Raw genomic sequence first — 14,991 nt, 5'->3', positions numbered from 1 at the left:
GGCGGGGGTCCGCCTACGATGACCGGGTGACTTCTCCCACCGGCCCCGACCGCTCGCCGATCGACGTCGTGGGCAGCGTCACTCCGGAGACGGCACCCGCCGCACCCCGGCGTCGGCGCCCTCGAGCGCTCGCGGTGATCGGCGTCGTCCTCGCGGCGGCGGTCGTCAGCGCCGGCGGCGCGTACGCGGCGAACGCGGCCGGTGCCGAGCTGCCCGTCGCGACGGCCGTCGTTCAGGAGACGCCGTCGACGGTGATCGATGCGCCCGCGGTCGCGTGGCCGTCCTACGGGGCCGGGGCGATCTCGGCGGTGGGCGTGCAGGGGCCGGCGGACGGCGGGATGCTCTCCACCTACGGCTCGACCGGGCAGCTGCCGATCGGCAGCATCGCGAAGGTGGTGACGGCGCTGGTGGTGCTGTCGGCGAAGCCGATCGCGGAGGGGACGGACGGCGAGATGATCGCGTTCACGAGCACGGATGTCGGCTACTACAACGACTCGGTCGCCGAGAACGGCTCGGTCGCTCCGGTGTCGGCCGGGCTGGAGCTGACGGAGCGCGAGGCGCTGACCGTGCTGATGCTGCCCTCGGCCAACAACTACGCGAAGTCGCTCGCCGTCTGGGCCTTCGGCTCGGAGGAGGGCTACCTCGCCGCCGCCCGCACCTGGCTCGACGAGCGCGGACTGACCGGCACCGTGGTCGCGGACACCAGCGGGCTGTCGCCGGCCACTGTGAGTACGACCCTCGAGATGGTGGTGCTCGGCGAGCTGCTGATCGGCGATCCGGTTCTGGCGCCGATCGTGGCGATGCCCTCCGCGGTGATCCCGGGAGTGGGGACGGTCGAGAACACGAACAAGCTCCTCGGGCAGGCCGGGGTGGACGGGATCAAGACCGGCACGACCGACGAGGCGGGCGCGTGCCTGCTGTTCTCGCTCGACGCCACGGTCGAGGGCCGACCGGTCACGATGGTCGGCGTCGTGGTGGGGGCGCGGACGCACCCGCAGCTGGCGGCGGACGTGCTGACGCTGATCCCGACGGTCGAGGCGGGCTTCCGCACGGTGACGCTGACCGAGGAGGGGCAGGACTTCGGCAGCTACACCAGCGCCTGGGGCGAGTCGGCGGTGGCGGAGACCAGCGAGGCGCAGTCGCTCCTGGTCTGGGGAGCGACGACCGTCACCACGAGCGTGTCGCTCGATCCGGTCGAGGTCGTCGCGGACGGGCAGGAGGTCGGCACCGTGAACGTGGACGTGAACGGGCAGGCGTACCCGGTGCCGCTCGTCGCGGACGGGACGATCGCGGACCCGGGCTTCGGCTGGCGCGTGACGAATCCGGGCGAGCTGTTCGAGTAGGCGGGTCTCGAGACGCCGCTTTCCTGCTGGTCGAGTAGCCCTCGGAGAGGGCGTATCGAGATCCGGCGCGGGTCAGTCGTCGTCGACGACGATGCGGACGCCGGCCGTCGCGATGTCGGCGGCGACCTCCTCGGGGGTCGCGTTGCCGGGGACGGGGGTGCCGGGGATCGACTCGGGCGGGCGCTGCAGGTAGGGGCCGGCGTCCGGGCGCTTGGCGGTGATGAAGTCGCCGGAGGACTGGTGGCGCACCCGGCGCAGCACCCAGGGGACGAGGTACTCGCGGGCCCACTTCGCGTCCTCGCGGCGGGCGGCCCGCCAGGTCGGCGTCGGCGCCGGCTCCGGAGCGAACGGGCGGAGGGTGTTCTCGACGTTGAGGGCCTTCAGCACCATCCGCGCCACCTCGTGGTGGCCGTGCGGGTTGAGGTGCAGGCGATCCGGCGCCCACATCCGCACGTCCTGGATCTCCTGCAGCGACCACTGGTCGGCGACGATGCAGTCGTAGCGCTCGGCGAGCGCGCGGAGGTTCTCGTTGAAGATGGCCACCTTGCCGCGGATCCGCGCGAAGACGGGGGAGAAGCTGACGTCGACGCCGGTGAAGAGCACCACCGTCGCGCCATCGGAGCGCAGCCGCTCGAGGCCCTCCTCGAAGCGGCGGGCGATGTCGTCCGGATCGGTGCCGGGGCGGATCACGTCGTTGCCGCCCGCGGAGATGGTGATGAGGTCCGGGCGCAGCGCGAGAGCCGGCTCGATCTGCTCGTCGACGATCTGCTGCAGCAGCCGCCCGCGCACGGCCAGGTTCGCGTAGGCGAAGTCGTCGTTCTGACTGCCGAGCACCTCCGCGACGCGGTCGGCCCAGCCGCGGTGACCGCCGGGGCTGGAGGGCTCGGGATCGCCGATCCCCTCGGTGAAGGAGTCGCCCAGGGCGACGTAGCGGGACCACGGATGACGCTGCTCGACCATCCCTCCATTCTGCGCTCCGAGCGGGCGGAGGGGGTCCGTCGCCCGGACGATCCCGACACGCCGGGCCCTGCCCCGTGGGTGCGCGGTCCGGCGCCCGGCGTCGGAGGTGTCGGCTAGCCTCGGTCCACGTGAACAGTCCCTCGAACTTCGGTCATCAGGTCGGCACCTCCGCCGCGGAGCACCTGTCCCCGTCGTTCCCCGGCAGGGCGCCGTGGGGCACCGCGAACAAGCTGCGGGCCTGGCAGGCGGAGGCCCTCGAGGCCTACTTCCAGCACGAGCCGCGGGACTTCCTCGCGGCCGCGACGCCCGGCGCCGGCAAGACGACGTTCGCCCTCCGCCTGGCCGCCGAGCTGCTGCACAACCGCACCGTCGACCGCATCACCGTCGTCGCCCCGACCGAGCACCTCAAGCGCCAGTGGGCCGAGGCGGCGCACCGCGTCGGCATCCGGCTCGACCCCACCTTCACCAACCGGATGGGCCGGCACGCCAAGCATTACCACGGCGTCGCCGTCACCTACGCGCAGGTCGCCGTGCGGCCCGAGCTGCACCGCGAGCTGACCCTCTCCGGCCGCTCGCTGGTCATCTTGGACGAGGTGCACCACGGCGGCGACGCGCTGAGCTGGGGCGACGCGATCCGCGAGGCCTTCGAGCCGGCCGCCCGCCGGCTCTCGCTCACCGGTACCCCGTTCCGCTCCGACACCGCGCCGATCCCGTTCGTCAGCTACCTGCCGGACCAGGAGGGCATCCGCACCTCGCTGACCGACTACGCCTACGGCTACGGCCGTGCGCTCGCCGACGGTGTCGTCCGGCCGGTGCTCTTCATGGTCTACGCCGGCCAGATGCGCTGGAAGTCGAAGGCCGGCGACGAGATGGAGGCGCGGCTCGGGGAGGGCAACACCAAGGACATCACGTCGCAGGCCTGGCGGACGGCGCTCGACCCCAAGGGGGAGTGGATCCCGTCCGTCCTGCGCGCGGCGAACACCCGGCTGACCGAGGTGCGCCGCGGGATCCCCGACGCCGGCGGTCTCGTCATCGCGACCGACCACTACGCGGCGCGCGCCTACGCGGCCATGCTCCGCGAGATCAGCGGGCAGCCCGTCACGGTCGTCCTCTCCGACGAGAAGGAGGCGAGCGACCGGATCGAGGAGTTCTCCAAGGGCGACAGCCGGTGGATGGTCGCCGTGCGGATGGTGTCGGAGGGCGTGGACGTGCCGCGCCTGGCCGTCGGCGTCTACGCCACCTCCGCCTCGACCCCGCTGTTCTTCGCACAGGCGATCGGGCGCTTCGTCCGTGCCCGGCGCCGCGGCGAGACCGCCTCGATCTTCCTGCCCAACGTGCCGGGGCTGCTCGCGCTCGCGGGCTCGATGGAGCAGCAGCGCGACCACGCCCTCGACCGCCGCGTCTCGGACGACGAGGAGTACCCCGAGGCCGACCTGATGGCCGACGCGGAGCGCGAGGCCAAGGCGTCCTCCGACCTGCTCGAGGAGGGCCGCTTCGAGTCGCTCGGCTCGGCGGCCACCTTCGACCGCGTGATGTACGAGGGCGCGGAGTTCGGCATGGAGGTGGAGGTCGAGAGCGAGGAGGAGCTCGACTTCATCGGCCTCCCCGGTCTGCTCGAGCCCGAGCAGGTCCGCGAGCTGCTGCAGCACCGCCAGCAGCGGCAGGCCAAGCGCGCGGGAGGGCGCGCCGGCGCTCACGGCGCCCAGGCCCCGGCGGAGGCGAAGGAGAGCGAGATCCCCGCGCCGCTCTACCGCACGCTCAAGGAGCAGCGCAGCCTGCTGAACTCGCTCGTCGGGCTCTGGGCGCGCAACACGGGGGAGACCCACGGCCAGGTGCACACCGAGCTGCGCCGGCTCTGCGGCGGCCCCGCGGTCGCCCAGGCGAGCGTGACGCAGCTGCAGGCGCGGATCGACCTGCTGCGGAAGCGGATCGGCTCGCACTGAGCCGCGAGAGCGGCGGATCTCTACTGGATGCGCGGCGACCGGTCCAGCCCTCGCCGCGGATCGGCGGGGTCCGTACTGTCTGAGCGTGGCCTCCCCGGAAGCGCGGGAGACACCTCTCGCTAAGCTGGGCAGTCGGTCCGTCGCGAAGGTGACGGACCATCACCCCCGACGTCGGGCATCCGCAGACCGCCCGTCGGCCTCCCCCGGATCGCCCGAGACCAGAACTCAGAGGAGTCTCGTGGAGACCTGGCCCGGAACCGCCTACCCCTTGGGCGCCACCTTCGATGGAAGCGGCACGAACTTCGCCCTCTTCAGCGAGGCCGCCGAGCGCGTCGAGCTGTGCCTCTTCGAGGAGGACGGCACCGAGACGCGCGTCGAGGTGCTCGAGTCGGACGCCTACGTCTGGCACTGCTACCTCCCGCAGGTCCAGCCCGGCCAGCGCTACGGCTACCGCGTCCACGGCGCGTACGACCCGGCCACCGGGCACCGCTGCAACCCGAACAAGCTGCTGCTCGACCCCTACGCGAAGGCCGTCTCGGGCGAGATCGACTGGGACCAGTCGCTCTTCTCGTACACCTTCGGCGACCCGGACTCGACGAACGACGAGGACTCGGCGCCGCACATGATGATGGGCGTCGTCATCAACCCGTTCTTCGACTGGGCCGGCGACCGCCGTCCGCGCACCTCGTACGACAGCACCGTGATCTACGAGGCGCACGTGAAGGGGCTCACCAAGAGCCACCCCGACGTGCCGGAGGAGCTGCGCGGCACCTACGCCGGCGTCGCGCACCCCGCCGTGATCGCGCACCTGAAGCACCTCGGCATCACTGCGCTCGAGCTGATGCCGGTGCACCAGTTCGTCAACGACTCGACGCTGATGGAGAAGGGCCTCTCGAACTACTGGGGCTACAACACGATCGGCTTCTTCGCGCCGCAGAACACCTACACCGCCACCGGCGACCTGGGCCAGCAGGTCCAGGAGTTCAAGAGCATGGTGAAGGCGCTGCACGCGGCCGGCATCGAGGTCATCCTCGACGTGGTCTACAACCACACCGCTGAGGGCAACCACCTCGGCCCGACGCTGTCGTTCCGCGGCATCGACAACGAGGCCTACTACCGGCTGGTCGACGACGACAAGCGCTACTACATGGACTACACCGGCACCGGCAACACCCTCAACGTGCGCCACCCGCACTCGCTGCAGCTGATCATGGACTCGCTGCGCTACTGGGTGACCGAGATGCGCGTCGACGGCTTCCGCTTCGACCTCGCCTCGGCACTGGCTCGCGAGTTCTACGACGTCGACCGGCTCTCCACCTTCTTCGAGCTCGTCCAGCAGGACCCGGTGGTCTCGCAGGTCAAGCTGATCGCCGAGCCGTGGGACGTCGGCCCCGGCGGCTACCAGGTCGGCAACTTCCCGCCGCAGTGGACGGAGTGGAACGGCAAGTACCGCGACACCGTCCGCGACTTCTGGCGGGGCGAGCCCTCGACCCTCGGCGAGTTCGCCTCGCGCCTGACCGGCTCGGCCGACCTCTACGCGCGCTCCGGCCGCTACCCGGTCGCCTCGATCAACTTCGTCACCGCGCACGACGGCTTCACCCTGCGCGACCTCGTCTCCTACAACGAGAAGCACAACGACGCCAACGGCGAGGACGGCAACGACGGCGAGTCGCACAACCGCTCCTGGAACCACGGCGCCGAGGGCCCGACCGACGACCCGAAGGTCCTCGGCCTGCGCGCGCGCCAGCAGCGCAACTTCCTCGCGACGATGCTGATCTCGCAGGGCGTGCCGATGATCCTGCACGGCGACGAGCTCGGCCGCACGCAGAACGGCAACAACAACACCTACGCCCAGGACAGCGAGCTGACCTGGATCGACTGGGAGAAGGCGGACCGGCCGCTGGTCGAGTTCACCGCGGCGCTCATCCGCCTGCGCGCCGAGCACCCGACCTTCCGCCGCGGCCGCTTCTTCGACGGGCGCCCCGTCCTGCGCGGCACCGGCGAGCCGCTGCCGGACATCGTCTGGTTCAAGGCCGACGGCACCGAGATGACGCCGTCGGACTGGGACTCGGGTCTGGACCGCTCGGTCGGCATCTACCTCAACGGCAACGGGATCCGCGAGCGCGACGAGCGCGGCCAGCCGGTCGTCGACGACAGCTTCCTGCTCTACTTCAACGCCGACGACGCGGACGTGGAGTTCACGATCCCGGCCGACGAGTACGCGGTCGAGTGGGCCGTCCTGGTCGACACCGCCGGAGCGGAGGCCGACTCGGTCCCGCGACCCGCCGGCGCGATCCTCACCGTCCAGGCGAAGTCGCTCGTCATCCTCCAGGAGCACAGCGCGCCCGAGCCCGAGGTCGACCACTCGGTCGCCGCCTCGCTGGCCTCGCTCGCCGCCACCTCGGCGATCCCGATCATCACCACCACGGGCCACACCAGCCCCCACGAGGAGTCGACCGACTCCGCGACCGCCCCCTCGACAGGAGCCTGACGTTGCGACTGCCCGCCTCCACCTACCGACTCCAGATCCGCTCCGGCTTCGATCTCGACGAGGCCGCGACGGTGGCCGACTACGTGCGCTCCCTCGGCGCCGACTGGCTGTACTTCTCGCCGCTGCTGACCGCCGAGCCCGGCTCGGACCACGGCTACGACGTCGTCGACCACTCGCAGGTCGACCCGGCGCGAGGCGGCGGCGAGGGCCTCGCCCACGCCGCCGCGGCGGCCAAGAAGGAGGGCCTCGGCGTCCTCATCGACATCGTGCCGAACCACATGGGCGTCGCAACGCCGGTGGAGAACGCCTGGTGGTGGGACCTGCTGAAGCACGGCCGGGACTCCCGCTACGCCGAGGCGTTCGACATCGACTGGGCGGCGGGTGCGGGCAAGCTGCGCGTGCCGATCCTCGGAGACGGGGCCTCGGAGGGCGACAGTGACAGCGAGCTCGATGCGCTCGAGGTCGTCGGCGACGAGCTGCACTACTACGAGAACCGCCTGCCGATCGCGCCCGGCACCGCCGGGCCCGGCGACTCCGGCCGCACCGTGCACGCCCGCCAGAGCTACGAGCTGGTCAACTGGCGCCGCGCCGACGCCGAGCTGAACTACCGCCGCTTCTTCGCGGTGAACACCCTCGCCGCGATCACGGTCGAGCGGCCCGAGGTCTTCGAGGCCTCGCACCGCGAGATCGTCCGCTGGTTCACCGAGGGCCTGGCCGACGGCCTGCGCGTCGACCACCCGGACGGCCTGGCCGACCCGGGCGGCTACCTGGACGACCTCGCCCGCGCCATCGACGGGGCGCCCGTCTGGGTCGAGAAGATCCTCGAGGGCGACGAGCAGCTGCCCGCGCACTGGGCGACCGTGGGCACCACCGGCTACGACGCGCTCGCCGACATCGACCGCATCCTCGTCGACCCCGACGCCCGTCCGGTGCTCGAGGGCCTGGACGCGGAGCTGGGCGACGGCGGCGAGCCGGTGGACTGGGCCGACCTGATCCACGACACCAAGCGCGGCATCGCCGACGGCATCCTCCGCTCCGAGGTGCTCCGCCTGGCCCGCCTGATCCCGCAGGTCGACGGCGCGGACGACGCGATCGCCGAGCTGCTCGCGACCTTCCCGGTCTACCGCAGCTACCTGCCCTACGGCGCCGAGCACCTCGAGCACGCGCGGCTCGACGCGCGGCACCGCCGCCCCGAGATCGCCGCGACGATCGACGAGGTCGCCGCGCTGCTCGAGGAGACCGGCACCCCCGTGTCGGTCCGCTTCCAGCAGACCTCCGGCATGGTGATGGCGAAGGGCGTCGAGGACACGGCGTTCTACCGCTACAGCCGCCTCACCTCGCTCAACGAGGTCGGCGCCGACCCGGACGAGTTCGCGATCGACCTGGAGGAGTTCCACCGACGCCAGGGCGTCCGCCAGGCGTCCTTCCCCGCCTCGCTCACCACGCTGTCGACGCACGACACCAAGCGCGGCGAGGACACCCGCGCCCGGATCACCGCCCTCGCGGAGGACGCCGAGGCCTGGGCCGAGACGCTCCGCTCGCTGCACGAGCACGCCGGGTTCGGCGACGGACCGGTCGAGCACCTGCTCTGGGAGGCGATCGTCGGCACCTGGCCCGCGTCCCGCGAGCGCCTGCACGCCTACGCCGAGAAGGCGTCGCGCGAGGCCGGCAGCTCGACGATGTGGACGGCGCCGGACGAGGCGTTCGAGAATCGGATGCACGCGGCGGTCGACGCCGCCTTCGACGACGCGGCCGTGCGCCGCCTGATCGAGGACACCGTGGCGCGCGTCTCGGCCGACGGCTGGTCGAACAGCCTCTCGGCCAAGCTCGTCCAGCTGACGGCGCCGGGCGTCCCGGACGTCTACCAGGGCAGCGAGCTGTGGGAGACGTCGCTCGTCGACCCCGACAACCGTCGCCCGGTCGACTTCGCCGAGCGCCGGGCGCTGCTCGAGCGGATCGACGGCGGTTGGCTGCCGGAGATCGACGCGGAGGGCGCGGCCAAGCTGCTCGTGACCTCGCGGGCCCTGCGCCTGCGCCGCGACCGGCCGGAGCTGTTCACGCGCTACGCCGCCGTCCCCGCCATCGGGCCGGCCGCCGAGCACGCGATCGCCTTCGACCGCGGCGGTGCGCTGACGGTCGCCACCCGCCTGCCCGCGCGCCTCGCGGCCGAGGGCGGCTGGGGCGAGACCCTGATCGTCCTGCCCGGGCACCCGGTCGTGGACGTCCTCACCGGGCGCACCTTCGCCGGCGGGCCGACCGCCGTGTCGGAGATCCTCGGCGGCGGCTACCCGGTCGCCCTGCTCGCGCCGGTCGCCTGACCCGGCGAGTCCCTTCCTGCCGACCCCGTTCGAACGACCCTGGAGAACCCCGTGATCAGCACGACGCCCTACCGCTACGCCCTGCCCGTCTCCGGACCCGAGCGCTTCGACGTGTGGGCGCCCGAGGCGTCCTCCGTCGAGCTCGCCCTGGGTGCGGGCGGGACGGTCGCGATGGCCCGCTTCGGCGACGAGGGCTGGTGGCGGGTCTCCGGGTCGGTCGCCGCGACCGGCGAGGTCGACTACGGCTACCTGGTCGACGGCAAGGGGCCGTTCCCGGACCCGCGCTCGCGCCGCCAGCCCGGCGGAGTCCACGAGCTGTCCCGCAGCTACGACCCGAGCGCGTTCGAGTGGGCCGACCAGGCCTGGACGGGCCGCCAGCTGGCGGGGGCCGTGATCTACGAGCTGCACATCGGCACCTTCACCCCCGAGGGCACGCTCGATTCGGCCGCCGGCCGGCTGGAGCACCTGCGCTCGATCGGCGTCGACTTCATCGAGATCCTTCCGGTCAACGCGGTGAACGGCACGCACAACTGGGGCTACGACGGTGTCCTCTGGTACGCCGTCTCGGAGGCCTACGGCGGACCGGAGGCGTACCAGCGCTTCGTCGACGCGGCGCACCGCGCGGGACTGGGCATCGTGCAGGACGTGGTCTACAACCACCTCGGCCCGAGCGGCAACTACCTGCCCGAGTTCGGCCCGTACCTGAAGAACGAGAAGGCCAACACCTGGGGAAGCTCGATCAACCTCGACGGGGAGGGCTCGGACGTCGTCCGCGGCTACATCCTCGACAACGCGCTGATGTGGCTGCGCGACTACCACGTCGACGCCCTGCGCCTCGACGCGGTGCACGCCCTCTCGGACGAGCGCGCCGTGCACGTGCTCGAGGAGATGGCCGCCGAGGTCGCCGTGCTCTCGGCCGACGTCGGGCGCCCGCTGACCCTGATCGCGGAGTCGGACCTCAACGACCCGAAGCTGATCACCCCGCGCGAGGCGGGCGGCTACGGGCTCGACGCGCAGTGGAGCGACGACTTCCACCACGCCGTGCACGTCGCCCTCACCGGCGAGACGACCGGCTACTACGAGGACTTCGCGCCGCTCGGCGCGCTCGGCAAGGTCCTCACCCGCGGCTTCTTCCACGACGGCACCCTCTCCACGTTCCGCGGCCGGCACCACGGCCGTCCGATCGACACCGAGCGGATGCCGACCTGGCGCCTCGTGGTCTGCAGCCAGAACCACGACCAGATCGGCAACCGGGCGATCGGCGACCGGCTGACGGCGACCCTCGACGAGGGTCGGCTGGCGATAGCCGCCGCGCTGACGCTGCTCGGCCCGTTCACCCCGATGCTCTTCATGGGCGAGGAGTGGGCGGCGTCCACCCCGTGGCAGTTCTTCACCTCGCACCCGGAGAAGGATCTGGGCGAGGCGACGGCGAAGGGCCGCATCGCGGAGTTCGCGAAGATGGGCTGGGACCCGGAGGTCGTACCCGACCCGCAGGACCCCGAGACGTTCGAGCGCTCCAAGCTCGACTGGTCCGAGGCGGAGGAGGGGCGCGGTGCTCGCATCCTCGCCGTCTACCGCGAGCTGGCGGCGCTGCGCCGCCGCTTCCCCGAGCTGACCGACCCGCGCTTCGGCTCGGTGCGCGTCGAGCTCGACGAGGACGAGCGCTGGCTCACCCTCGGTCGCGGCCGGGTGACGATCGCGATCAACGTCGGCGAGTCGTCGGCGCGGGTCCCGCTGCCCGAGGTGGCGGAGTCGCTCCTCGCCGTGGGCGAGTACGCGGTCCAGCCCGGCGGCACCGAGGTCGACCTCGGCGCGTCCTCGCTGCTGATCACGCTCGGCGACGCCGAGTAGGCGTCCGCCGCGCGCCGGTCCGAGTCGAATCGGGCCGGCGCGCGTTTCGTTCTTCCCGTTCACCGGGCCGCCGTCGCCCGTGCCCGTGCCCGTGCCCGTGCCCGTGCACACCGCCGCCCGCCGGAGACCTGTCAGCGGGCCGGCACGGAGTGCTCGGCATCGGCGATGATCCGCACGCCGTCGTCGTGCACGAGCAGCAGGGCACGCAGCGGCATGGCCCGCCGGTGGCAGGCGGCGCTCAGCTGGCGGGCGAGCACCCGGTCGGTCTCGCCGAGGAACGCCCGGCCCGGGCGCTCGAGCGCGAAGGCGAGCGAGCCGATATCGTGATGCGCGACCGCTTTCGCGAGGGTCGCGACGATGCGCTCGGTCTTCTCCTCGTCGGGGTGCACGGGGAGTCCGTCCACCGGGTAGAGGATCGGCAGCTGGTAGCCGGCCCGGTCGAGCAGGATCGGCCAGAGCGCACGCCGGTAGGCGGGCCCGATGAGGGACGAGACGCGCTCGCGCAGGTCCCGGTCGTCGCGCAGCGGCACGTCGAGCGCCGCGGGGTGGAGGGCGTGGTCCGTGTTCGTCATGGTGTCGCTTTCTCGCGGGTGATGCGGGCGTGGAAGCGCTCGCGGTGCTGGGGCGGTCGTGGTCCGATGGGCGGTCATCGGAAGTTGCGGGCGGTGGTCCGGGCGGTGACCGACAGCGCCTCGAACCGGTCGGCGAGGAGGTTGGTCACCCCTTCTTCTGAGCGCTCGAGGATCCCGCGGATGAGGAGTGCAGGAGCCTCGCGCGCGGTGCGCCGGTAGCGGTTCCATACTCCGACGGAGCAGATGACGTTGAGGATCCCGTGCTCGTCCTCCAGGTTCATGAAGGTCACTCCGGCGGCTGTGGAGGGACGTTGGCGGTGGATCACGACCCCGCCGACCTCGATCCGGGTGCCTGACGGGGTGCCGGGCAGGTCGGCCGTGGAGCGCGCTCCCCGCCGGGTCAGGCTCTCCCTCAGATGGCGGAGCGGGTGGTCGTCGGGCGAGATGCCGGTGGCCCAGAAGTCGAAGACGACCCGCTCCTGCGCCGAGAGCATCGGCAGCAGCGGAGGCTGGACGGCGACGATCGAGTCGGGCAGGAACTCCTGGCGGTCGGCGGCTGCGGAGCCCGCCTCCCAGAGCGCCTGACGGCGCTGGAGCCCGAGGGAGTCGAACGATCCCGCGGCGCCGAGCGCCTCGAGCTGGGTCGCGTTCAGCCCGACCCGGCGCGAGAGGTCGGCCATGCTCGCGTAGGGCCCGCCGCGCTCGCGCTCGGCGACGATGTGCTCGGCCAGCGCGGTGCCGATGCCCTTCACCTCGGCGAGGCCGAGGCGGATGACGAAGCCGGCGTCGCGGCGGTGGTCGTCGGTGTCGAAGTGCTGCGACCGGTCGAAGAGGCCGGTCGGCGCCTGCTCGGCGGAGAGACAGGAGTCCTGCCCGTGCGGCGCCCCGCTCCGCCGCCGGGCAGGCGGCCCGTCGAGGGCTTCGAGCCCGGGGTGCGACAGCGAGCGGTTGACGTCGGGGGACTCGACGCGGACGCCGTGCCGGCGGGCATCGGCGACCAGGGTGTGCGGGGCGTAGAAGCCCATCGGCTGAGCCCGGAGCAGGGCCGCGGTGAAGGCGGCGGGGTAGTGCAGGCGCAGCCAGGCGCTGGCGTAGACCAGCAGCGCGAAGCTGATCGCGTGGCTCTCGGCGAAGCCGAAATTGGCGAAGGCCTGGATCCGGCGGTAGATGTCGTCGGCGACCTCGTCGGTGATCCCGTTGCGGGCCATGCCCTCGTAGAGCCGCTCCCGGAGCGACTCGATCTTCTCGGTGCCGCGCTTGGAGCCCATCGCGCGGCGCAGCAGGTCCGCGTCCTCCGCGTTGCAGTCGCCGACCGCCACCGCGACCTGCATCAGCTGCTCCTGGAACAGGGGCACGCCGAGCGTGCGCTTGAGCGGCGTGACCAGCAGGGGGTGCTGGTAGGTGATCGGCTCCTCGCCGAGCTTCCGCCGGATGTAGGGGTGCACCGCGCCGCCCTGGATCGGACCGGGGCGGATCAGTGCCACCTCGATCACGAGGTCGTAGAAGCGCCGCGGCTGGAGCCGGGGGAGGGTGCCCATCTGCGCTCGGCTCTCGACCTGGAACACCCCGATGGAGTCGGCCCGGCAGAGCTGGTCGTAGACGCCCTTCTCCTCGCGCGGGATCGTCGAGAGGTCCCACTTCTCGCCGACGTGCTCGGCGACGAGGTCGAAGGTGTACTGCAGGGCAGCGAGCATCCCCAGCCCGAGCAGGTCGAACTTGACCAGGCCCATCCAGGCGCAGTCGTCCTTGTCCCACTGCAGGACGGTGCGCTTCTCCATCCGGGCGGGCTCGATCGGGCAGACCTCGCCGACCGGCCGGTCGGTGAGCACCATGCCGCCGGAGTGGATGCCCAGGTGCCGGGGCGTGCCGAGCACCTTCTTGGTCAGCGCGACGACGTCGTCCGGGATGTCGTGCTCGGGGCTCTCGGTGATCGAGCCCCAGTGCTCGATCTGCTTCGACCAGCCGTCCTGCTGCCCGGCGCTGTAGCCCAGCGCCTTCGCCATGTCGCGGACGGCGAACTTCGGCCGGTAGGTGATGACGTTCGCGACCTGCGCCGCGTTCAGCCGCCCGTACTTCTCGTAGACGTGCTGGATGACCTCCTCGCGCCGCTCGGAGTCGAAGTCGACGTCGATGTCGGGCTCCTCGTCGCGGATGCTGGAGAGGAAGCGCTCGAAGGGCAGCCCGTAGAAGATCGAGTCCACCGCGGTGATCCCGAGGACGTAGCAGACCGCCGAGTTGGCGGCCGAGCCGCGGCCCTGGCAGAGGATCCCCCTGCCCTTCGCGAAGTGCACGATGTCGTGGACGATGAGGAAGTAGCCGGGGAAGTCCTTGGCCTCGATCACGGCGAGCTCCTTCTCGAGGCGCTCGTGCACGTCGGAGTCGGCACCCGGGTACTTCGCCGGCACCGCGAGCTGCACGAGGTGGCGCAGCCAGCTCATCGGGGTGTGCCCCTCGGGCACGTCCTGCCGGGGCAGCCGGGGGCGGACCCGGCCGAGCTCGAAGGCGATCTCGTCGGCGATCAGCACCGTGTTCTCGACCGAGCCGGGGTAGCGGGAGAAGCGCTCGGCCATCTCGGCGCCGGAGCGCAGGTGGGCGCCGCCGGCGGCGGGCAGCCAGCCGTCCATCTCGTCGAGGCTCCGCCGGGCGCGGACCGCGGCCAGCGCCGTCTGCAGGGGGCGGTCCTCGGGCCGGGCGTAGTGCACGTTGCCGGTGGCGACGAGCCGCAGCTGCAGCCGCTCGGCGATGCCGGCGAGCTGGTCGTTGTGCAGGGAGGCGAGCGGGTCGCCGTGGTCGAAGAGCTCGACGAGGACGTTGCGGGCGCCGAAGAGGGCCACGAGCTCGCGCACCTCCTCCTCGGCCGCCGCCTCGCCGCTCGCGACCAGGGCCTGCCGGACGGCGCCCTTGCGGCAGCCGGTCAGCACGATCCAGTGGCCGTCGGCGGCCCGGGCGAGCTCCTCGAGGTCGTAGCTGGGCTTGCCCTTCTCGGCGCCGGCGAGCTGGGCGGTGGTGATCGCGCGGGCGAGCCGGTGGTAGCCCTCCTCCCGGCGGGCGAGGACGAGCAGGTGCGTGCCCTCGGGATCGGCGACGCCGTTCTGCGGGGCGCGGAGCCCGAGCGAGAGCTCGGCGCCGAAAGCGGTGCGGACGCCGTGGTCCTGCGCGGCCTCCGCCATCCGGACGATCCCGTAGAGCCCGTCGTGGTCGGTGAGGGCGAGGGTGTCGATGCCGAGCCGGACGGCCTCCTCGATCAGCTCCTCCGGTTTGCTGGCGCCGTCGAGGAAGCTGAAGTGCGAGTGCGCGTGCAGCTCGGCGTAGGGCACCTTCTCGTCCGGCGGACGGACGTCGGCTCCGGGCGTGTAGGCGGGGCGCTTGTGCGACCAGGCGGGGCTGTCGCCGCCGTCGCCGCGGACGGTCGTGCCGTCGCTCCGGGTCGTGCTGGAGAGGCGGCGCTCGAACTCCGACCAGGGGATCGGGGGGTTGTTCCAGCCCATCGGGGGCTCCTTCGGTCGTCGTGCT

General features: G+C 72.2%; 8 protein-coding genes. 5 read left to right on the top strand and 3 right to left on the bottom strand.

Annotated elements, in window-relative coordinates:
• The first annotated feature begins 26 nt into the window (after nt 1-26).
• Nucleotides 27-1,343, top strand: a complete 1,317-nt coding sequence (locus EDF35_RS12140) for a D-alanyl-D-alanine carboxypeptidase (protein ID WP_133962516.1) — start codon at nt 27-29, stop codon at nt 1,341-1,343.
• A 72-nt stretch (nt 1,344-1,415) separates the two neighbouring features.
• Here EDF35_RS12140 and EDF35_RS12135 read toward each other — a convergent pair whose 3' ends face one another.
• Nucleotides 1,416-2,303, bottom strand: a complete 888-nt coding sequence (locus tag EDF35_RS12135; protein ID WP_133962515.1) for an SGNH/GDSL hydrolase family protein — start codon at nt 2,301-2,303, stop codon at nt 1,416-1,418.
• A gap of 128 nt (nt 2,304-2,431) precedes the next feature.
• Between EDF35_RS12135 and EDF35_RS12130 the strand changes: the two genes are divergently transcribed.
• The 4 genes from EDF35_RS12130 to treZ all read left to right on the top strand — a co-directional run bounded on the left by EDF35_RS12130 (nt 2,432) and on the right by treZ (nt 10,906).
• Nucleotides 2,432-4,246: a DEAD/DEAH box helicase gene (locus tag EDF35_RS12130; RefSeq protein WP_123733110.1), complete on the top strand. Its 1,815-nt coding sequence runs from the start codon at nt 2,432-2,434 to the stop codon at nt 4,244-4,246.
• A 238-nt stretch (nt 4,247-4,484) separates the two neighbouring features.
• Nucleotides 4,485-6,737 (top strand): glycogen debranching protein GlgX, encoded by a 2,253-nt coding sequence (gene glgX, locus EDF35_RS12125; protein ID WP_133962514.1) that lies wholly within the window; start codon nt 4,485-4,487, stop codon nt 6,735-6,737.
• A 2-nt stretch (nt 6,738-6,739) separates the two neighbouring features.
• A complete protein-coding gene (gene treY, locus EDF35_RS12120; protein WP_133962513.1) occupies nt 6,740-9,055 on the top strand; it encodes a malto-oligosyltrehalose synthase in 2,316 nt (771 codons plus the stop codon).
• A gap of 51 nt (nt 9,056-9,106) precedes the next feature.
• Nucleotides 9,107-10,906, top strand: coding sequence for a malto-oligosyltrehalose trehalohydrolase (gene treZ / locus EDF35_RS12115; protein ID WP_243839948.1), 1,800 nt, complete (start codon nt 9,107-9,109; stop codon nt 10,904-10,906).
• 131 nt (nt 10,907-11,037) lie between these two features.
• Here treZ and EDF35_RS12110 read toward each other — a convergent pair whose 3' ends face one another.
• Together EDF35_RS12110 and EDF35_RS12105 are read right to left on the bottom strand one after the other, a co-directional pair.
• Complete coding sequence (locus tag EDF35_RS12110) at nt 11,038-11,478, bottom strand: hypothetical protein (protein WP_133962512.1); 441 nt, start codon at nt 11,476-11,478, stop codon at nt 11,038-11,040.
• Between the two features lie 74 nt (nt 11,479-11,552).
• The gene (locus EDF35_RS12105) at nt 11,553-14,966 is read right to left on the bottom strand and encodes an error-prone DNA polymerase (protein ID WP_133962511.1); all 3,414 of its coding nucleotides are present in this window, start codon (nt 14,964-14,966) and stop codon (nt 11,553-11,555) included.
• Nucleotides 14,967-14,991: the final 25 nt, after the last annotated feature.

It is taken from the genome of Rathayibacter sp. PhB151 (assembly GCF_004366415.1).
Classification (GTDB): Bacteria; Actinomycetota; Actinomycetes; order Actinomycetales; family Microbacteriaceae; genus Rathayibacter; species Rathayibacter festucae.
The sequence above is the reverse complement of the archived record's forward strand: the minus strand, read 5'-3'. Positions and strand labels throughout refer to the sequence as shown.